This window comes from Aeromicrobium sp. Leaf245, assembly GCF_942548115.1.
In the GTDB taxonomy this organism is placed as follows: domain Bacteria; phylum Actinomycetota; class Actinomycetes; order Propionibacteriales; family Nocardioidaceae; genus Aeromicrobium.
On record NZ_OW824151.1, the window covers coordinates 3,228,057 to 3,247,567 of the forward strand.

Genomic DNA, 19,511 nt, shown 5'->3' on the forward strand with positions numbered 1-19,511 from the left:
GACCGATGGACTCCCTGAGCTGGCCGCTGTCCGTGCCCGTCCTCTCCGACGGCGTGGTGACCCTGCGCGCCGCCACGCCGGCCGACGTCGCGTCGATGCACGAGATGACGCAGGACCCCGACATGCAGCGGTGGACCGCGGTCCCGGTGCCCAACACGCCCGAGATGAGCGAGGCGTTCGCCCTGCAGATCGGCGCCGAGGCGTGGGACCAGGGCACGGCGCGGATGTGGGTGGTCGAGGCCGCCGACGACTCCGGACGGGCCCGGTTCGCCGGCAACGTCGACGTCCGGGGCGGGCCGGTCGCCGACCTCGGCTTCTCCCTGCACCCGTGGGCGCGCGGTCGCGGACTGATGACCCGGGCCGTGCGCCTCGCCGTCGACCACGTGTTCACCGAGTGCGCGGTGGAGTCGGTCCACTGGCGGGCGCACGTCGGCAACGAGGCCTCCCTGCGGGTGGCGCACGCCTGCGGCTTCCAGCTCGTGGGCTCCTCGCCCGCCCTGCTGCACGAGCGGGGTCGCACCCTCGACGCCTGGACGGCGGTGCTGCGCTTCGGCGACGCCCCCGTGCCCAGGGGGCGCTGGCTCGACGCTCCCGTGATCGAGACGGACCGCTTGCGGCTGCGACCCTTCGCGGAGTCCGACGCCGCCCGGGTGGCCGAGGCGTGCGGCGACGAGACCGCGGGGCACTGGTTGAACACCCTGCCGCGCCCGTACACGCTCGACGTCGCGCGCGCCTACCTGGCCGACTGCACCTGGCAGGCGGCCATCGGGTCCAAGCTCACCTGGGCCGTGGCCGACCGCGAGACCGACGCGCTCGTCGCGAACCTCGCCCTCATGCACCTCGACGGCCCCAACCCCGGGACGGCCGAGGTCGGCTACTGGGCCCACCCCGACGCGCGGGGTCGAGGGTTCATGACCGAGGCGGTCCGCGCGGCCGTGCGCCACGCGCTCGCCGCTGACGGGCCCGACCACGAGCCGCTCGGCCTGCACCGCCTCAGCCTGCGGGCAGCGGCCGGCAACGCGGCCAGCAACCGGGTGGCCAAACGGGCGGGCTTCCGGCGCATCGGGGTCGAGCGCGAGGCCGAGCTGCTCGGCGACGGCTCGGTCGACGACCTGGTCTCCTACGACCTGCTGCGCGACGAGGTCTGAGACCTTCGCCACGAGGCGGCGGTTTCGTCGGCGTCGACCTGCACACTTGGTTGCGTGACCCAACCGACACGTGCCCCCGTCGACGCCGCGACCTCCCCCTGGCCGGCGCTGTGGGCCATGGTCATCGGGTTCTTCATGATCCTCGTCGACAACACGATCGTCTCGGTCGCGACGCCGGCGATCATCGAGGACCTGCAGACCGACTACAACAGCGGCATCTGGGTCACGAGCGCCTACCTGCTGGCCTACGCCGTGCCCCTGCTCGTCACGGGACGGCTCGGCGACCGGTTCGGGCCCAAGCGGGTCTACCTCGTCGGACTCGCGATCTTCACCCTCGCCTCGCTCTGGTGCGGCCTCACCGACTCCATCGGCGGGCTCATCGCCGCGCGCGTCGTGCAGGGCGTCGGCGCGTCGCTCATCACGCCGCAGACCATGTCGGTCATCACCCGCACCTTCCCTGCCGCCAAGCGCGGCAGCGCCATGGCGCTGTGGGGAGCGACAGCGGGCGTCGCGACGCTGGTCGGCCCCATCCTGGGTGGCGTGCTCGTCGACGCGGCCGGCTGGGAGTGGATCTTCTTCGTCAACGTGCCGGTCGGGATCGTGGGGTTCGTGCTCGCGATGCGGCTCGTGCCCACCCTCGAGACGCACGCGCACAGCTTCGACTGGCTGGGCGTGGCCCTGAGCGCGGCCGGCATGTTCCTGCTCGTGTTCGGGATCCAGGAGGGCGAGCGGTACGACTGGGGCACGATCGCCGGTCCGGTCAGCGTGCCGCTGCTCATCGGCGTCGGGGTCCTCGTGCTCGGGCTCTTCGTGGTCTGGCAGAGCCGGGTGCGCACCGAGCCGCTCGTGCCGCTGGGCCTGTTCCGCGACCGGAACTTCTCGGTGGGCAACCTGGGCATCGCCATGGTCTCGCTCGCCATCACCGCGATGAGCCTGCCGTTCATGTTCTACGCCCAGGGCGCGCGGGGCTGGAGCCCCACGGAGGCCGCGCTGTTCATGGCGCCCATGGCCGTGGTGCTGCTCGCGCTCTCGCCCGTCGTGGGCAAGCTGTCCGACCGCGTCCACCCGCGCATCCTCACCCTCGTGGGGTTCGGCACGGCCGCCGTCGCCATGCGCTGGCTCGGCTCGCTCGTCGACCCGAGCACACCCGGGTGGCAGCTGTTGCTGCCGATGGCCCTGTTCGGCGTCTCCAACGCCTTCCTCTGGGCTCCGCTCAGCGCCACCGCGACCCGGAACCTCCCCCTGGCGTCCGCCGGCGCGGGCGCGGGCGTCTACAACACGACCCGACAGGTGGCCGCCGCGCTCGGCAGCGCGGCCGTGGCCGCCCTGATCGGTGCGCGGCTCTCGGCCAACGGTCTCGACGGCGACGCGGCGGCCTTCCAGTCGGCGGGCGGCGCGGCGATGCCGGCGCAGGTGGCCGATGCGTTCTCGCGCGCCATGTCCGAGGCGTTCTGGCTGCCCACCACCGCGTTCGTCGTCGGGCTCGTCGTCGTGCTCTTCTTCGAGCGGCCGCGGCACCAGGGGGCCCCACCGACGACGGCTGCGAGCGCTCGGGCGACCGCGGAGCCGGCGACTCCGCCCGCTGCCTAGACTTCGGCAGGTGACCAGCACCCACGTCCTGACGCTGTCGTGCCCGGACCGCCCCGGACTCGTCTTCGCCGTCACCCGGTGGATCCACGAGACCGGCGGCAACATCCTGGACTCCCAGCAGTACACCGACCCCAGTGATGACGTGGACGCGAGCGGGGAGTTCTTCCTGCGCCTCCACGTCGACTTCGGCCCCGGTCGCGACGCCGGCGAGCTCACGCAGGGCTTCGCCCCCGTCGCGGCCGAGCTGGCGATGGACTTCCGCCTGGTCGAGGCCGAGCGCCCCGCCCGCACCCTGGTGCTCGTGTCCAAGGAGGGGCACTGCCTCAACGACCTGCTCTACCGGCAGAGCTCGGGCGGCCTGAACATCGAGGTGCCGGCCGTGGTGTCCAACCACCGCGACCTCGAGCGGCTCGCCTCGTCCTACGACGTGCCGTTCCACCACCTGCCCGTCACCCGCGAGACCAAGCCCGACGTCGAGGCCCGCGTGCTGGACCTGGTCGACGAGCTCGACATCGACCTCGTGGTGCTCGCGCGCTACATGCAGATCCTGAGCGACGACCTCTGCCGCGCGCTCGCCGGCCGGGCGATCAACATCCACCACAGCTTCCTGCCGAGCTTCAAGGGCGCCCGGCCGTACCACCAGGCCCACGACCGCGGGGTCAAGCTCATCGGCGCCACCGCGCACTACGTGACGGCCGACCTCGACGAGGGGCCGATCATCGAGCAGGGCGTGCAGCGGGTGGACCACCGGATGAGTCCGGCCGACCTCGCCCGCGTGGGGCGCGACGTCGAGGCCCAGACGCTCTCGCGGGCGGTGCGCCTGCACGCCGAGTCGCGGGTGCTCATGAACGGTCCGCGCACCGTCGTCTTCGCCTGACGCACGGTAGGTCGGGTCACCACTCCCAGCGAGCGGTGCACAGCCCGGGACCGAAGTCCGTCTGCCGGTGCAGGAGCCCGGTGGCCCCGTCGAGGGCCACGGGCCACTCGTGGCCGAGCCCCGCCTCCTGGAAGCCGACCCAGCACCTGCTGGGCAGCTGGTCGGGGTGGAAGCGGACCCACACCATGCACTGCTCGAGACGCTGCTCGGCCACCGCGCCCCACTCGGAGTCGAGAGCCGAGTCGTCCGTGACCGGGCACAGGACGATCTCGGTCACCACCGACTCCCCCAGCGAGAGGGGTCGGTCGAACCTCAGGCGTGCGGCACTGATCCCGTCGATGATGTCGACCACGCCGTCGACCGAGCAGCCCGAGACGGCTCGCATGACCGTGTCGGTGGCGAAGTTCGTCAGGCCCTCGAACTCCGTCGTGCCCGTGCCGACGCCCGGCGCCACGAACATCGTGACGCCAGCAGCGCCCTCGACGGCCGCCACGAAGACCTGCGTCACCCGCACCTGGCTGATCCGACGGTTGGCGTCGACGTCCACGACGAGGTCGAACGCGATGCGGTCCACCTCGTCCTCGCCGACGAGGCCACGGTCCCTGCCGACCTGACGCGCCAGGCCCACCAGGTCGTCGAACGGTGCCGGTCCGGTCCGCCCACGACGACGCAGGTGCGATGACAACGCACCCGGGTGGAGGCCGAGCAGCTCCTCGATCGCCACGAGCGCCTCCAGGGAGATCCTCCGTTGGGGCTCCCGCTGACCGGAGCGCCAGTAGGACAGGGCGGCCAGCGACACCGCGTGCCCGCGGTCTGCCAGGCGCGACCGGAGCCACGACAGGCCGACCCCGCGCGCGTCCAGCGCGTCGGAGAAGGCGTCGGCGAACCGCCGGCTCTCGGTCATGCAGGGATCGTGGCATGCGCAGCGCCGGGTGTCCGACGGACGGTCCGATGGCGCGGGCTCGCGGGTGAGGCGTGATTCACATGCAATCTTCACACCGTTGGGAGCGCTGTGTGAAGCGCGGAGTCCTAGGGTTGATTCCAAGAGCCGCGGTTCCGTTGCATCCAGGGGGTGACGGGCCGCGGTTCTCGTCCGTGTGCGTGTCCCGGGTCCCGCACGACGCTCGCCCTGGCACGACGTCTCACTCCTCGGCCGAGAAGTCCGGATGTTGAGACCAGCGATCCTGGCCTGGAAATGTCCCTACGGTCGTCCCGACGCACGCCACACGCAGACGTGCCCCGACCCGAGGACGACCATGACGACCACCCCCCGCCGACGACTCACCGCCACCGCGCTCGCCGCCGCTGCCGCCCTGGTGCTGGCGGCGTGCGGCTCCGGCGGAGGTGAGAGTGACGAGACCATCAGCATCGTCGGCTTCGCCGTGCCCGAGGCCGCCAACAAGGCGATCGCGGAGAAGTTCAACGAGACACCCGAGGGCGAGGGCGTGCGGTTCAAGACGTCCTACGGTGCTTCGGGCGACCAGAGCCGCGCCGTCGTCGACGGCCTGAAGGCCGACTACGTGCACCTGTCCGTGGCGACCGACGTCGACCGGCTCGTCGACGCGGGCCTCGTCGAGGACACCTGGGACGACGGCGAGAACAAGGGCATCGTGTCGACCTCGATCGTGGTGCTCGGCGTCCGCGAGGGGAACCCGAAGAACATCCAGGGCTGGGACGACCTCGTGAAGCCCGGCGTCGAGATCGTCACCGCCAACCCCGCCTCCTCCGGCGCGGCCCGCTGGAACGCCCTCGCCGCCTGGGGCAGCGTCACCGAGAACGGCGGCAGCAAGGCCGAGGCCACCGAGTACATCGACCGGCTGTTCAAGAACGTGGTGTCGCTGACCAACAGCGGCCGTGACGCGACCCAGAGCTTCCTCGGGGGCACCGGCGACGTCCTGCTCGCGTACGAGAACGAAGCCATCCTCGCCGCGCAGCAGGGCCAGGGCTTCGACTACGTCATCCCCGAGACCACGCTGCTCATCGAGAACCCTGGCGCGCTCCTGACGAAGCACACCCCCGCTGCCGAGTCCTGGCTCGACTTCGTGCTCGGCGAGACCGGTCAGCGCGAGTTCGCCCTCAAGGGCTTCCGCCCGCTGAACCTCGAGGAGCCGGGCACCGCCGACCTCGAGTCGGTCGGCCTCGAGGCGTCCGACATCAAGGGCGCCCCCGACCCGGCCGACCCGTTCCCCGCCGTGAAGAACCTGCTCACCCTCACCGACAACTTCGGCGGCCCGGGCTGGGGCGGTGTGAAGGACGAGCTGTTCGGCGACGGCAAGGACGGCGCTCCCGTCGGCATCGTCACCGACGCCATCTCGAAGTCCGGCAAGGCCTCCCAGTAGTCCATGACCAGCACCCTCACCCCGACGGGCCGGCCGGAGCGACGACTCCGGCCGGCCCTGCCGAGCACCCTCACCCGCACCTCGGGCCTCGGCCTCGGCATCGCGATGCTGTGGTTCAGCCTGCTCGTGCTGATCCCGCTGTGCGCCGTGGTCGTGACCGCGTCCGAGGGTGGCTGGGCGAACTTCTGGCGCGCCATCTCCAACGAGCAGACCCGAGCGGCCATCGCCGTCACGCTGCAGGCCGCCGCCGCCGTGACGCTGGTGAACGTCGTCGTCGGGACGATGATCGCGTGGGTGCTCGTCCGTGACCGCTTCTGGGGCAAGGCCGCCCTGGAGGTCGTCATCGACATCCCGTTCGCGTTGCCCACGATCGTGGCCGGCCTCGTCCTGCTCTCCCTGTACGGCAACGACGAGAGCCCCCTGGGCATCAACGTGGCCAACAGCGGTGCGTCGGTGTACCTGGCGTTCCTCTTCGTCACGCTGCCGTTCGTCGTGCGCATGGTCCAGCCGGTGCTCGAGGAGCTCGACCCGGAGGTCGAGGAGGCCGCCGCCTCCCTCGGGGCGAGCCGGTTCACGACCTTCCGTCGCGTGATCCTGCCGGGACTGGCCCCGGCGATCGCGGCCGGCGCCGCCCTCTCGTTCGCCCGCGGCGTGGGCGAGTACGGCTCGCTCGTGCTGCTGTCGGGCAACCTGCCCTTCACCTCCGAGGTCGCGTCGGTGCGCATCCTCGGGGCCATCGAGAACGACAACCCGGCCGCGGCCGCGTCGATCGCCACCCTGTTGCTGCTCGTCTCGCTGCTGACGATCATCGTGCTCGACCTCCTGCAGAGGAGGATCAGCGACCGTGGCTGACGCACGCCTCACCCGGCACCCGAAGGGGCCGGTCACCTACCTGCTGCGCGTCGTCGCCGTCGTGTACCTCGGCCTCCTCGTGGTGTGGCCCGTCGCGCTCGTGGTGACGAACACCTTCGAGAACGGGCTGGACTCGCTGCGCAGCCTGTTCGAGGACCCCGACATGGTGGCCGCCCTGCAGCTCACCGCCGTCGCGGCGCTCTGCGCCACCGCGATCAACCTCGTGTTCGGCGTCGGCATCTCCCTGCTGCTCGTGCGCTCGGAGTTCCCGGGCAAGCGGCTGCTGAGCGCCGCGCTCGACCTGCCGCTCTCGGTCTCGCCGATCGTCGTCGGCCTCGCGCTCGTGCTCGTCTACGGCGGGCGCGGGGGGTGGTTCGGACCGTCGCTCGAGAGCTGGGGAATCCAGATCATCTTCTCGACGCCCGGCATCGTCATGGCCACCGCGTTCGTCGCGCTGCCGCTCGTGATCCGCGAGGTCGTGCCGGTGCTCCGCGAGATCGGCACGGAGCAGGAGCAGGCCGCCCGCAGCCTCGGGGCGAACGGCTGGCAGACGTTCTGGCGGATCACCCTGCCGGGCATCCGTTGGGCGGTCGTCTACGGCGTCGTCCTCACGCTCGCCCGCTCGCTCGGCGAGTTCGGGGCCGTCAAGGTCGTCTCCGGCAACATCCTCGGCGAGACGCGCACGGCGACGCTCGCGGTCGAGGAGAAGTACCTCAACTTCGACGCCGAGGGCGCCTACGCGATCGCGTTCCTGCTCGCCAGCGTGTCCGTCGTGTGCATCGTCGTCGTCCAGATCCTGCGCTCGCGTGCCGAGCGCCACTAGTCCTCCGTACAGTCCCCAGACCCGGGAGAAGCACCTATGAGCATCGACGTCGCAGGCGTCAGCAAGAGGTTCGGCGACTTCGTCGCGCTCGACGACGTCGACCTCGCCATCCCCACGGGACAGCTGACCGCGCTGCTCGGTCCGAGCGGCGGGGGCAAGACCACGCTGCTGCGCATCATCGCCGGCCTGGAGTCGGCCGACACCGGGTCGGTCGAGATCGAGGGCGTGAACGCCACGGCGCTGCCGGTGCAGAAGCGCAACGTCGGCTTCGTGTTCCAGCACTACGCGGCCTTCAAGCACCTCAGCGTCCGTCGCAACGTGGCGTTCGGCCTCGAGATCCGCAAGCGGCCGAAGGACGAGATCGAGGCGAAGGTCGACGAGCTGCTGCAGCTCGTGCACCTGGAGCAGTTCGCCGACCGACGCCCGGCCCAGCTGTCGGGAGGCCAGCGCCAGCGCATGGCGCTGGCCCGCGCCCTGGCCATCCAGCCGTCGGTGCTGCTGCTCGACGAGCCGTTCGGCGCGCTCGACGCCAAGGTGCGCAAGGAGCTGCGCGACTGGCTCCGACGTCTGCACGACGAGATGCACGTGACCACGGTCTTCGTGACCCACGACCAGGAGGAGGCGCTCGAGGTCGCCGACTCCATCGTCGTCATCAACGAGGGTCGCATCGAGCAGATCGGCACGCCCGACGACCTCTACGACAAGCCCGCCAGTGACTTCGTGCTGTCGTTCCTCGGTCCGGTCACCACCCTGGGCGACCACCTCGTGCGTCCGCACGACATCGAGATCTCGCGGTACGAGCAGGCCGCGACCGCGGTGGGCACGATCACCCGGTGGACGCGCATCGGCTTCGAGGTGCGCCTCGAGGTCACGCCGGAGGACGCGCGCCACCCAGCGCCGATCCTGGTCACCCTCACCCGGTCCGACGCGAACGCCCTGGGTCTGCACCAGGGCGACCGCGTGTGGCTGCGCCCCCGGCCCGGTTCCTCCTAGCGGGCCGAGGCTACGGTCCTGGACCGCTGTCCGCGCCGGGACCGACGGACGTGGACCGCCACCAGGCCGCCCACCGCGCTGACCCCCGCGGCGGCGAGGAACGCGGCGGGGTACCCGGCGGCCGGGACGAGCACCCCGATCACCGAGGAGCCGACGGCCTGCCCCAGGACGAGCACCACGAACAGCAGGGCCGTCCCCGACGCTCCGCGGGCCTCGTCGATCTCGATCGTCCAGACGATGAGCGCTCCCGACGCGGCGACGAAGCCCCACCCGAAGGCGGCACAGGCCGCCAGCGCGACCGGCGTGACGGCGGGCAGCAGTGCGAGCGTGGCCGTGGCGAGCGCGACGACTCCCGCCGTGAGGACCCACGACGCCCGCGGTCCGATCCGCTCCATCCTCCGGCTCGAGGCCGCCACGAGCGTCCCCCCGACACCCACGGCGATCCAGGCGACCACGGACGCCGTCCGACCCGTCCCCGCATCGACGAGCATGGCCCGCCCGTAGCTCCAGACGGCCGCCGAGCCGGCTCCCAGCAGCAGGGCCGCCGCGACGACCCGGGCGTGGGCGACCCACCACGTCGCCGGCAGCACACCGCGCGCCGAGCCCCCTGTGGACCCGACGCCGTTCCTGGACGAGGCCAGCACGAGGCCGGCCACGAGCACCGTGAACAGTCCGGACCACGCCCATGCGGCACGCCAGTCCGGCAGGAGCAGCAGGGCCAGCGCCCCGGCCGCGACGAGTCCGGGGCCCGTGCCGGAGTTCACCGCGGCCTGGGCGGCAGGACGCTCGCGCGTGGACGGGTCCTGCTGGAGGAGGGCGACCATGGCCGGCGAGGTGAGCCCCGCACCCGCCGACGCCACGACGGCGAGGAGCGCGAACGTCGGCACGTCGGGCGCCAGTGCCATGCCGAACGCGCCGCCGCCGGCCGTGGCCGCAGCCCCGACGACGAGCGCTCGAGCGTGCCTCGCGGCGAGGAGCAGCCCGGCGAGCGCCCCGAGGCAGTAGACGACCGAGGCCCCGCTGGAGACGAGACCGGCGGTGGCGACCCCGAGGCCGAGGTCGGCCTGCACGTCGGGCAGGTACAGCCCCGACGCCAGGCGGACCAGACCGTAGGTGGCCGCCACGAGGCCGAGACCGGAGGGGACGAGGAGGAGGGATAGCGAAAACGTACGTTTCACTTCGCCGAGTCTAGGCTGACCCCATGCCCCTGCGCACCTCCACGGAGACCCGGCTGCTCGACGCCGCCGACGAGCTGTTCTTCCGGCACGGCGTCGCAGCCACCCCGATCGATGCCGTCATCGAGCGCGCCGGCGTCTCGGCCGCCACCCTCTACCGGGGCTTCGCCAGCAAGGAGGCGCTGCTCGCCGCGGCGCTCGAGCGTCGGCACCGCGCCTGGCTGGAGACGTGGGACGACGCGATCGCGGCGCAGGAGACACCCGAGGGCAGGCTCCTGGCCGTGTTCGACGCGCTCGACGCCTTCCGGGCCGGCTCCCTCGGCTCGCGCTGGTGCGCCTTCCTCGGCTCGGCCGCCGAGCACGCCGACCCGCCCCCGGAGCTCGCGGAGGCACTGCGCCGCGAGTCCGACGACCTGCGCGGCCGCCTCGTCGAGCTGGCGCGCGACGTCGATCCCCGGCGCGGCGACCAGCTGGGCGAGCAGCTGCTGCTGGTCGTGACCGGAGACCTCGCGATGCGGCTCCGGTCACCCGGGTGGACCACGGACGTGGCTCGCACCACCGCCACGACGCTGGTCCGGAGCTAGCCCGCGGCGGGCGACGCCTCGGACGCTGCACCACGGCTGCGGCGCTGGGCGCCCAGACCCACCACGAAGATCACGAGCCCGGCGATCGCCAGGCCGGCCCCGACCAGGCTCGGGGCCCGGTAGCCGTACCCGGCGGCGATCACGACGCCACCGAGCCACGCACCCAGGCCGTTGGCGATGTTCAGGGCCGAGTGGTTCAGGGCGGCACCCAGCATCTGCGCGTCGCCCGCGGCGTCCATGAGCCGGATCTGCAGACCGATCGCCACGAGGCTGCCGAGGGCACCGATCGCGAAGACACCGAGCGCCGCCCAGACGGCCATGCCGGCGGTCTGGTGGAAGAGCACGAGCACGACGACCGTCGCGATGAAGCCGCCGATCACGAGCCGGGGCACGTCCCAGTCGGCGAGCGGCCCGGCGAGCCAGGAGCCGAGCACCGAGCCGACGCCGAACGCCAGCAGGAACCACGGGATCGTCGCGTCGGCGAGCCCCGTGACGTCGGTGACGATCGGGGCGACGTAGCTGTACATGGCGAACAGGCCGCCGAAGCCGACCATGCCGGCCGTGACGGCGAACAGCACCTGGGGCCGCTTGAGGGCCGACAGCTCGCCCCTCATGCTGGCCGTGCGGTCACCCGGCTGGTGCGGCACGAACAGCAGCATCATCGCGGCCGCGAGGACGGCGAGGACGACGACCGCCCAGTAGGCGGCCCGCCACCCGAACGCCTGCCCGAGCCAGGTGGCCGCGGGGACGCCCGCGACCGTCGCGACGGAGAGGCCGAGCATGACCCGGCTGACCGCACGACCGCGTCGGTGCGCCGGCACGAGCGAGGCGGCGAGCAGCGAGGCCACGCCGAAGTAGGCACCGTGCGGGAGCCCCGCGAGGAACCGGGCCGCGAGCACGGGCACGTAGCCGCTCGCGAGCGCCGTGACGGCGTTGCCCACGCCGAGCGCCAGGATGAGCCCCACGGCGAGCTCGCGGCGCGGGAGCCGCGCACCGAGCGCCACGATGATCGGAGCCCCGACGACCACGCCGAAGGCGTAGGCCGTGATCACGTGCCCCGTGGTCGGGATCGACTCGTCGATGCCGACGGCGATCTCCTTGAGCAGGCCCATCGTCACGAACTCCGTCGTGCCGATCGCGAACCCGCCGAGCGCGAGCGCGACGATCGCCGCCCCGACGTGCGTGGCACGGGGCGACGGGGTGGCGGTCTCGGCTGCGAGGTCGACGGAGGAGGTCACGTGAAGAGCCAAGCACCTGCCGTCGGCGTGTTGTTCCCGGTGTGCGCGACATCATGCCCGCCGGCGGGCCGAGGCCAGGGGCGAGCGTCCCACCCATCGGTGCCTCAGCAACCGCAGAGGCCCTCCTGACGTTGCAGATCCACCGATGAACCGCTCACTCGACCACGATCGGTGCTTCAGCAACCGCAGGAGCGGTTCTGACGTTGCGGATCCACCGATGGGGGCGAGGGCGGAGGGCTGCACCGCGCGAACGCACGACGCCCCACGACCGGTGGCCGTGGGGCGTCGAGGAGCGTCTGCGGTCAGAGCGACAGCGAGCCCAGCACCTCGGTGAAGGTGGTGGACGGACGCATCACGGCCGTGGCCTTCTCGTCGGACGGCCGGAAGTAGCCACCGATGTCGGCCGGGGAGCCCTGCACCGCGAGCAGCTCGTCGACGATCGTCTGCTCGTTGCTGCGCAGCGCACCGGCGACGTCGGCGAAGGCGGACGCCAGCTCGGCGTCCTCGGTCTGCTTCGCCAGCTCCTCGGCCCAGTAGAGCGCGAGGTAGAAGTGGCTGCCGCGGTTGTCGATCGTGCCGAGCTTGCGGCCGGGCGAGCGGTTCTCGTCGAGGAACGTCCCCGTGGCGCGGTCGAGCGTGTCGGCCAGGATCTGGGCGCGGGCGTTGCCGGCCGTGGTGGCCAGGTGCTCGAAGCTGGCCGCCAGCGCGAAGAACTCACCGAGGCTGTCCCAGCGCAGGTAGTTCTCCTTGACGAGCTGCTGCACGTGCTTGGGTGCCGAGCCGCCCGCGCCGGTCTCGAACAGTCCGCCGCCATTGATGAGCGGCACGACCGACAGCATCTTGGCGCTCGTGCCGAGCTCCAGGATCGGGAACAGGTCGGTGTTGTAGTCGCGCAGCACGTTGCCGGTGACGCTGATCGTGTCCTCGCCGCGACGGATGCGCTCCACCGAGTAGGTGGTCGCCTCCGTCGGCGCCATGATCTCGATCGTCAGGCCGTCGGTGTCGAGCGACGGCAGGTAGTCGTTGACCTTGGCGATGAGGTTGGCGTCGTGGGCGCGGGTCTCGTCGAGCCAGAACACCGCCGGGGCGCCCGTGGCGCGGGCGCGGGTGACGGCGAGCTCGATCCAGTTGCGGATCGGCACGTCCTTCGTCTGGCAGGCGCGCCAGATGTCGTGCGGCTCCACGTCGTGCTCGATGAGCACGGTGCCCGCGGCGTCGACGACCTGGACGGTGCCCGCGGTCTCGATCTCGAACGTCTTGTCGTGGCTGCCGTACTCCTCGGCCGCCTGGGCCATGAGGCCGACGTTCGGCACCGAGCCCATCGTGGTCGGGTCGTACGCGCCGTTGGCCTTGCAGTCCTCGACGACGGCCTGGTAGATGCCGGCGTAGCTGGAGTCGGGGATGACCGCGAGGGTGTCGTGCTCCTGGCCGTCGGCGCCCCACATGTGGCCCGACGTCCGGATCATGGCCGGCATCGACGCATCGACGATGACGTCGCTCGGCACGTGCAGGTTGGTGATGCCCTTGTCGGAGTCGACGTAGGCCAGGCGCGGCCCCTCGGCCAGGCGCTGCTCGAAGGCCGCCTTGATCTCGGCGCCGTTCGACACGGCGTCCAGCCCGGAGAGGATGCCGCCGAGGCCGTCGTTGGCACTGAGTCCCGCCGCGGCGAGGTCGTCGCCGTAGCGCGCGAACACGTCGGCGAAGTAGGCCCGCACCACGTGGCCGAAGATGATCGGGTCGGAGACCTTCATCATCGTGGCCTTCAGGTGCACCGAGAACAGCACGTCGAGGTCCTGGGCGCGCTGGACCTGCTCGGCCAGGAACGCGTCGAGCGCCGCGGCCCGCATGACGGTGGCGTCGACGACCTCACCGGCCAGCACGGGCAGGGAGTCCTTGAGCACGGTCACGGTGCCGTCGGTGGCGACGTGCTGGATCGTCAGGGTGTCGTCGGACCCGAGGACCACGGACTTCTCGTTCGAGCGGAAGTCGTCGGCGCCCATCGTGGCCACCTCGGTCTTGGAGTCGCTGCTCCAGGCGCCCATCGAGTGCGGGTTCTTGCGGGCGTAGGCCTTGACCGACGCGGGGGCGCGGCGGTCGGAGTTGCCCTCACGCAGGACCGGGTTGACCGCACTGCCCTTGACCTTGTCGTAGCGGGCCTTGGCGTCCTTCTCGGCGTCGCTCGACGGGTTGTCGGGGTAGGCCGGCAGGTCGAAGCCCTGCTCCTGCAGCTCCTTGATCGCGGCCTTGAGCTGCGGGATCGAGGCGCTGATGTTGGGCAGCTTGATGATGTTCGCCTCGGGCGTCTTGGCAAGTGCTCCGAGCTCGGCGAGCGCGTCGTCGACCTGCTGGTCGGCGGGCAGCAGGTCCGCGAAGACCGCCAGGATGCGCCCGGACAGGGAGATGTCGCGCGTCTCCACGTCGACGCCGGCCGTCGAGGCGTAGGCCTCGATGACGGGCAGGAACGAGTAGGTCGCCAGCAGCGGGGCCTCGTCGGTGTGCGTGTAGATGATCTTGGCCATCGCGGGCCACTCCTCGGGGTCGGCCGAAAGTCTCTCGACCTCAAGATATCCCTTCGGCGTCGGCGCGCGCCGCCCCGTCCCCCGCCCGGCCCCAGGACCGCTCCGTCCGGTCCCTCACTCGACGGCGGCCACCGCCAGGCGCAGCACGGCCTCGGCCCGCTCGGTGAGCCGGTCCTGGTCGCCGCCGAGCACGTTCGTCGTGACGACCACGCTGCCGAGGTCGGCGGCACCGGCCGCCTGCGTGCCGTACCCACCGGCGAGGCTGCCGAACGCGATCTCCGCCGCCCCGAGTCCGTCGACAGCGGTGACCTCGGGATCCTCCATCACCGACGTCATGCCCGAGCGGTAGGCCGCGTACCCGCCGTTGTCCTCGGCGGGGACGACCCCGTAGGAGCCGCTGACACCGCGCGGGTCCTCCTCGCCGAAGTCGCAGGTGTCGACCGGGCCCGGTTCCGTCGTCACGGTGACGCCGAGCGCGTCGCCGAGCTCCTCGGCCGAGACGAGCGAGCACAGGTCGTCCGGCACGTCGGCGCCTTTCTCGGGCGCCGCCCCGGCGGTGGCCCCGGACGAGGTGCCGGCCGCGGGGTCGTCGCCGGCAGGAGCCTCGCCTCCTCCGCAGACTGCGAGGCCGAGCAGGGCGAGCGTGGCGAGGCCGACGAGGCACGTGCGCATGGGGGTTCCTCCAGGGTCGTGGGCGGCGGCCGGGAGCCGTGGCCCCAGGCTCGGCCCCCCGGGCTGTCGACGGCGATGGGGAAACGGCCTCATCCACCGGCCCGACGGCGGTACCGTCTGACGGTGGGTCGAGTCGACGACGTCTCCCAAGTGGTGGCAGCCCTCCTGTGCGGCGGCCAGGCCGAGGCCGGCAGCGAGGCGGACGAGGCCCAGGACCGCGACGCCTGGCGCGCGCTCGTCGCATTCTGGTTCGGTGGCACCGACGAGACGCTCCAGCACGCCGGCCGTGCCCTCGCGGCGGCCGAGGACCCGCTCGGTCGGGCCCTCGCCCTCGCGACCGTCGGGCTGGCTCGGGCGCGGAATCGCGACCCGGTGCTGACCGACCCGTTCGACGAGCTCGAGCAGGTGCTGCGCGGTCGCGACCAGCGCGATCCCGCCTGGTGGTTCGCCCGGACCCTCGCCGCGGAGGCCGCCCTCACCTGCGCGCAGGTCGACCGCGCCCTCGCCCTGCTCCCCGACTCACAGGTCCCGTCACCGTGGGAGGGCACGGCGGTCGAGGTCCTCCAGCGTCAGCTGCGGGTCCGTGCGCTCGCCTTCGGCGGCAGGATCGACCACGCGCGGCACGAGGTCGATGCGCTCGCGTCCGTCGCCACGACCCACGACCTCGCACGTCTCGCAGCCGGACTGCGCGCGCTCGTGCTGGGGAACGCCGAGCCCGCCGGCGCCGACGCCACCCACGCCCTCGTGGCCGACGTCGCCGCCAGCCCGGTCCGCGACGACCACGTCGGTCGGGGGTCGCTCCTGCTGGCCGCGTTCGGGGCGGTCGCCACCGGCGACGTGCGCAGCGCAGCCACCCTGGTGCTCCGTGCAGGCGGCGACGCCAGCCTCTCGGCGCTCACCGTGGTGGACCAGGCCCTCGGGCTCGAGCTGCTCGTGGCCGTCGGCGAGCTCGACGGCGACCAGGAGGCCGTCCGCGCCTGGGCCAGCCTCGCCGCCCCGCTCGCAGCACATCCGGCGGCGGCGTCCACGGTGCTCAGGATCCGCGCTCGCGAGGCTGCGCTGCTCGGAGACGCCGGTGCGGCGGTCCTGCTCGCCGAGCAGGCCGTCGAGTCAGCCGAGGCAGCAGGTCGGGCCGTCGAGGCAGCCGAGGGTCGCGTGGTGCTGGCCCGGTCCCACCTGCTCGCCCGGCAGGTCAAGGAGGCCACCCGCACGCTGCGTGAGGCCGTCTCCGTCGCCGACCCCGGCGGCCACGCCGCGGTGCGTCGCTCGGCGTCCCAGGTCCTGAGCACGGCAGGTCGGCGCCTGCCCCCGGTCAGCGCCGGCGGCTGGTCCGTGCTCTCGCCCCGTGAGCGCGACGTGGCCGACCTCGTGCTGCGTGGCCTGGACCAGCACGCCATCGCGCAGTCGCTGTTCCTCTCCCCCGGCACCGTGCGTTCCCACGTCTCCCGCATCCTCTGCGCCTTCGGCGTCGGCACCCGCGTCGGTCTGTTGTCCGCGGTCGGCCCACGCGGTGACGACCCCGGTCGCGACCCCGACGACCTCACGCCCCGTCAGCGCGACGTGGTCGGGCTGCTCGCGCAGGGGCGCAGCAACGTCGAGGTCGCCGCCGCGCTGGAGATCAGCGTCAAGGCGGTCGAGAAGCACGTCAGCGACGCCCTGGTCCGGTGGGACGCCGCCAGCCGATTCGAGCTTGCCCGGCAGTGGTTGAGGGCCGAGGCGGCAGTACCGGCCCCGCCCGCGGCGACGGAGCCCTCGCCCGCCGGCGCGTGACCTCGACTCGCGACTTCCGGGTTCCCGGGTGACGGTGGAGGGACACAGACTTCGAAGGAGCGGACCATGACGCACCACGTCCCCCAGCCCGACGACGGCACGGCCGTCGCGACCGCACCCACCCCCGAGGCCCAGAAGGGCTCGACCACCGAGACCGGCGCACCCGCCGGCTCGGACCGCAACAGCCTGACCCTCGGCGCCGACGGCCCGATCCTGCTCCACGACCGGCACCTGCTGGAGCAGATGGCCCACTTCAACCGTGAGCGCGTGCCCGAGCGCAACGTGCACGCCAAGGGCTCCGGCGCCTTCGGCACCTTCACGACGACCGAGGACGTGAGCGCGTACACCAAGGCCGCGCTCTTCCAGCCCGGCGTCGAGACCGAGATGCTGGCGCGGTTCTCCACCGTCGCGGGCGAGCAGGGCTCCCCCGACACCTGGCGCGACCCGCGCGGCTTCGCGCTGAAGTTCTACACGACCGAGGGCAACTACAACCTCGTCGGCAACAACACCCCGGTCTTCTTCGTCCGCGACACGATGAAGTTCCAGCACTTCATCCGCAGCCAGAAGCGACGCGGCGCCAGCGGGCTGCGCGACAACCACATGCAGTGGGACTTCTGGTCGCTCAACCCCGAGTCCGCGCACCAGGTGACCTACCTGATGGGTGATCGCGGCATCCCGCGCTCCTGGCGGCACATGAACGGCTACGGCTCGCACACCTTCCTGTGGATCAACGAGGCCGGTGACAAGCACTGGGTCAAGTACCACTTCCACAGCCAGCAGGGCGTGCAGGGACTCACCGGCGAGGACGCCGACACGATCGCCGGCCACGACGCCGACTTCCACCGTCGCGACCTGTTCGAGTCCATCGACGCCGGAGAGTTCCCGTCGTGGCGCCTGTCGGTGCAGCTCATGCCGTACGAGGACGCGAAGACCTACCGGCTCAACCCGTTCGACCTCACCAAGGTGTGGCCGCACGAGGACTACCCGCTGGTCGAGGTCGGGACCATGACCCTGAACCGGAACCCGGAGAACTTCTTCGCCGAGATCGAGCAGGCGGCCTTCGAGCCGTCGGCGATCGTGCCGGGCATCGGATTCAGCCCCGACAAGATGCTGCTGGGCCGAGTGTTCTCCTACTCCGACACCCAGCGCTACCGCATCGGGCCGAACTACCACCAGCTGCCGGTGAACCGGCCGAAGAACGTGGCGCACCACAACACCTACACGTTCGACGGTCCCATGGCCTACGACCACAGCGGCGACGAGGCGAAGTACGCGCCCAACAGCGAGGGGCGCGGCTACAGCGACGAGACCGGACCCGTCGACGACGGCTGGGAGGCCGACGGAGCGATGGTGCGCCAGGCCTACACCCTCCGCCCGGACGACGACGACTTCAGCCAGGCCGGCGCCCTCGTGCGCGACGTCTGGGACGACGCCCAGCGCGAGCGGTTCGTCGAGACCGTGGCCGGCCACCTGCTCGGCGGGGTGAAGGGCGACGTCCTGGAGCGGGCCTTCGACTACTGGAAGAACGTCGATGCCGACACCGGCAAGCAGATCGAGGAGCTCACGCGGGCCGGCCTCGGGGGCGACAACCCCGGCGGTGAGGACGACCAGGCCAAGGACCTGACCGCCAACGCCCTCGTCGAGACCCGCACCCACGCCGGCTGACCCTCCGTGACGTGACGGCCCCCCTGCACGCGCAGGGGGGCCTGCGTTACGTTCGTCACAGTGCCCTGGTCCGGGCGCCCCTCGGCTCATCCGCACCTCAGCTCATCCGTACAGACCTCCGTCGCCCCACCACCTCAAGGAGCATCGAGTGACCACTCCCGTCAAGGTCGCCGTCACCGGCGCCGCCGGCCAGATCGGCTACAGCCTCCTCTTCCGGATCGCCTCCGGCGCCCTGCTCGGACCCGACACCCCGGTCCAGCTGCGGCTGCTCGAGATCACCCCGGCCCTCAAGGCGCTCGAGGGCGTCGTGATGGAGCTCGACGACTGCGCCTTCACCACGCTCGACTCCGTCGAGATCGGTGACGACGCCGAGCACATCTTCGACGGCGTCAACCTGGCCCTGCTCGTGGGCGCCCGCCCCCGCACCAAGGGCATGGAGCGCGGCGACCTGCTCGAGGCCAACGGCGCGATCTTCACCGCCCAGGGCAAGGCCCTCAACGCGGTCGCGGCCGACGACGTGCGCATCGGCGTCACCGGCAACCCGGCGAACACCAACGCGCTCATCGCCATGAGCAACGCGCCCGACATCCCGCGCGAGCGCTTCAGCGCCCTGACGCGGCTCGACCACAACCGCGCACTCAGCCAGCTGGCCGCCAAGACCGGCTCGAAGATCGGCGACATCACGAAGCTGACCATCTGGGGCAACCACTCCGCCACGCAGTACCCGGACGTCTTCCACGCCGAGATCGGTGGCCGTCCCGCCGCCGAGGTCGTCGACGACCAGGCCTGGATCGAGGACACCTTCATCCCGACCGTCGCCAAGCGCGGCGCGGCCATCATCGAGGCGCGCGGCGCCTCGTCGGCCGCCTCCGCCGCGTCGGCCACCATCGACGCCGCCCGCGACTGGCTGCACGGCACGCCCAAGGGCGACTGGGCCTCCATGGCCGTCGTCTCCGACGGCTCCTACGGCGTCCCCGAGGGCCTGATCTACTCCTACCCCGTCACCACGAGCAACGGTGACTGGGAGATCGTCCAGGGCCTGGAGATCGACGACTTCAGCCGGGCGCGCATGGACGCCACCGCGGCCGAGCTGGTCGAGGAGCGCGACGCGGTCAAGGAGCTCGGCCTGATCTGAGCTCCACCCTCAGCACGACGCACGGTCCCCTCCCACCCGGACGGGGACCGTGCGTCGTTCGTGCCCTGCCTCAGGCCGGCGGGCTGTTCCCTGCCTCAGGCCGGCGGGCTGTTCCCTGCCTCAGGCCGGCG

General features: G+C 72.1%; 16 protein-coding genes. 11 read left to right on the forward strand and 5 right to left on the reverse strand.

What is annotated here, in order from left to right:
* The first annotated feature begins 5 nt into the window (after positions 1–5).
* From NBW76_RS15750 to purU, 3 genes are read left to right on the forward strand one after another with little or no spacing between them, the layout of a single operon-like run.
* On the forward strand, positions 6–1,148 hold the full coding sequence (locus NBW76_RS15750) for a GNAT family N-acetyltransferase (protein WP_056552608.1): 1,143 nt from the start codon (positions 6–8) through the stop codon (positions 1,146–1,148).
* A gap of 54 nt (positions 1,149–1,202) precedes the next feature.
* A complete protein-coding gene (locus tag NBW76_RS15755; protein ID WP_056552611.1) occupies positions 1,203–2,738 on the forward strand; it encodes a DHA2 family efflux MFS transporter permease subunit in 1,536 nt (511 codons plus the stop codon).
* A gap of 10 nt (positions 2,739–2,748) precedes the next feature.
* Positions 2,749–3,615: a formyltetrahydrofolate deformylase gene (gene purU / locus NBW76_RS15760; protein ID WP_156364673.1), complete on the forward strand. Its 867-nt coding sequence runs from the start codon at positions 2,749–2,751 to the stop codon at positions 3,613–3,615.
* A gap of 16 nt (positions 3,616–3,631) precedes the next feature.
* Here the strand turns inward: purU and NBW76_RS15765 are convergent, their stop codons facing one another.
* Positions 3,632–4,519, reverse strand: a complete 888-nt coding sequence (locus tag NBW76_RS15765) for a hypothetical protein (RefSeq protein WP_056552615.1) — start codon at positions 4,517–4,519, stop codon at positions 3,632–3,634.
* A gap of 352 nt (positions 4,520–4,871) precedes the next feature.
* Here NBW76_RS15765 and NBW76_RS15770 point away from each other — a divergent pair, with 352 nt between their 5' ends.
* The 4 genes from NBW76_RS15770 to NBW76_RS15785 are packed head-to-tail and all read left to right on the forward strand — an operon-like array spanning position 4,872 to position 8,622.
* A complete protein-coding gene (locus NBW76_RS15770; RefSeq protein WP_056552619.1) occupies positions 4,872–5,954 on the forward strand; it encodes a sulfate ABC transporter substrate-binding protein in 1,083 nt (360 codons plus the stop codon).
* Between the two features lie 3 nt (positions 5,955–5,957).
* Entirely contained in the window at positions 5,958–6,806 is an 849-nt protein-coding gene (gene cysT, locus NBW76_RS15775) for a sulfate ABC transporter permease subunit CysT (RefSeq protein ID WP_055969324.1), read from the forward strand.
* Positions 6,799–7,629 carry a sulfate ABC transporter permease gene (locus tag NBW76_RS15780; protein WP_055969327.1) on the forward strand — a complete coding sequence of 277 codons (831 nt, stop codon included), beginning with the start codon at positions 6,799–6,801 and terminating at the stop codon, positions 7,627–7,629. Before cysT ends, NBW76_RS15780 begins: the two co-directional genes overlap by 8 nt.
* A 36-nt stretch (positions 7,630–7,665) precedes the next feature.
* Positions 7,666–8,622, forward strand: a complete 957-nt coding sequence (locus NBW76_RS15785) for a sulfate/molybdate ABC transporter ATP-binding protein (protein WP_055969330.1) — start codon at positions 7,666–7,668, stop codon at positions 8,620–8,622.
* Here NBW76_RS15785 and NBW76_RS15790 read toward each other — a convergent pair.
* A complete protein-coding gene (locus NBW76_RS15790; protein WP_055969333.1) occupies positions 8,619–9,746 on the reverse strand; it encodes an MFS transporter in 1,128 nt (375 codons plus the stop codon). The genes NBW76_RS15785 and NBW76_RS15790 overlap by 4 nt on opposite strands.
* Before the next feature lie 77 nt (positions 9,747–9,823).
* Between NBW76_RS15790 and NBW76_RS15795 the strand changes: the two genes are divergently transcribed.
* Positions 9,824–10,381: a TetR/AcrR family transcriptional regulator gene (locus tag NBW76_RS15795; protein ID WP_056552622.1), complete on the forward strand. Its 558-nt coding sequence runs from the start codon at positions 9,824–9,826 to the stop codon at positions 10,379–10,381.
* On the opposite strand, the gene NBW76_RS15800 is transcribed toward NBW76_RS15795, so the two are convergent.
* The 3 genes from NBW76_RS15800 to NBW76_RS15810 all read right to left on the reverse strand — a co-directional run bounded on the left by NBW76_RS15800 (position 10,378) and on the right by NBW76_RS15810 (position 14,810).
* Complete coding sequence (locus tag NBW76_RS15800) at positions 10,378–11,619, reverse strand: MFS transporter (RefSeq protein WP_055969340.1); 1,242 nt, start codon at positions 11,617–11,619, stop codon at positions 10,378–10,380. The genes NBW76_RS15795 and NBW76_RS15800 overlap by 4 nt on opposite strands.
* A 302-nt stretch (positions 11,620–11,921) precedes the next feature.
* Positions 11,922–14,138, reverse strand: coding sequence for an NADP-dependent isocitrate dehydrogenase (locus NBW76_RS15805; RefSeq protein ID WP_055969343.1), 2,217 nt, complete (start codon positions 14,136–14,138; stop codon positions 11,922–11,924).
* A 114-nt stretch (positions 14,139–14,252) separates the two neighbouring features.
* Positions 14,253–14,810 carry a hypothetical protein gene (locus tag NBW76_RS15810; protein ID WP_056552625.1) on the reverse strand — a complete coding sequence of 186 codons (558 nt, stop codon included), beginning with the start codon at positions 14,808–14,810 and terminating at the stop codon, positions 14,253–14,255.
* A 123-nt stretch (positions 14,811–14,933) separates the two neighbouring features.
* Between NBW76_RS15810 and NBW76_RS15815 the strand changes: the two genes are divergently transcribed.
* From NBW76_RS15815 to NBW76_RS15825, 3 genes are all read left to right on the forward strand, one after another.
* On the forward strand, positions 14,934–16,580 hold the full coding sequence (locus tag NBW76_RS15815; protein WP_162239197.1) for a LuxR family transcriptional regulator: 1,647 nt from the start codon (positions 14,934–14,936) through the stop codon (positions 16,578–16,580).
* 66 nt (positions 16,581–16,646) lie between these two features.
* A complete protein-coding gene (locus tag NBW76_RS15820) occupies positions 16,647–18,245 on the forward strand; it encodes a catalase (RefSeq protein ID WP_055969350.1) in 1,599 nt (532 codons plus the stop codon).
* Between the two features lie 148 nt (positions 18,246–18,393).
* Positions 18,394–19,380 (forward strand): malate dehydrogenase, encoded by a 987-nt coding sequence (locus NBW76_RS15825; RefSeq protein ID WP_056552633.1) that lies wholly within the window; start codon positions 18,394–18,396, stop codon positions 19,378–19,380.
* Positions 19,381–19,511: the final 131 nt, after the last annotated feature.

Bases quoted from the DNA above. Each gene is read 5' to 3' on its own strand.
- NBW76_RS15750 (WP_056552608.1), top strand. From the start codon at position 6: ATGGACTCCCTGAGCTGGCCGCTGTCCGTGCCCGTCCTCTCCGACGGC.
- NBW76_RS15765 (WP_056552615.1), bottom strand. From the start codon at position 4,519: ATGACCGAGAGCCGGCGGTTCGCCGACGCCTTCTCCGACGCGCTGGAC.
- NBW76_RS15770 (WP_056552619.1), top strand. From the start codon at position 4,872: ATGACGACCACCCCCCGCCGACGACTCACCGCCACCGCGCTCGCCGCC.
- cysT (WP_055969324.1), top strand. From the start codon at position 5,958: ATGACCAGCACCCTCACCCCGACGGGCCGGCCGGAGCGACGACTCCGG.
- NBW76_RS15785 (WP_055969330.1), top strand. From the start codon at position 7,666: ATGAGCATCGACGTCGCAGGCGTCAGCAAGAGGTTCGGCGACTTCGTC.
- NBW76_RS15795 (WP_056552622.1), top strand. From the start codon at position 9,824: ATGCCCCTGCGCACCTCCACGGAGACCCGGCTGCTCGACGCCGCCGAC.
- NBW76_RS15805 (WP_055969343.1), bottom strand. From the start codon at position 14,138: ATGGCCAAGATCATCTACACGCACACCGACGAGGCCCCGCTGCTGGCG.
- NBW76_RS15810 (WP_056552625.1), bottom strand. From the start codon at position 14,810: ATGCGCACGTGCCTCGTCGGCCTCGCCACGCTCGCCCTGCTCGGCCTC.
- NBW76_RS15820 (WP_055969350.1), top strand. From the start codon at position 16,647: ATGACGCACCACGTCCCCCAGCCCGACGACGGCACGGCCGTCGCGACC.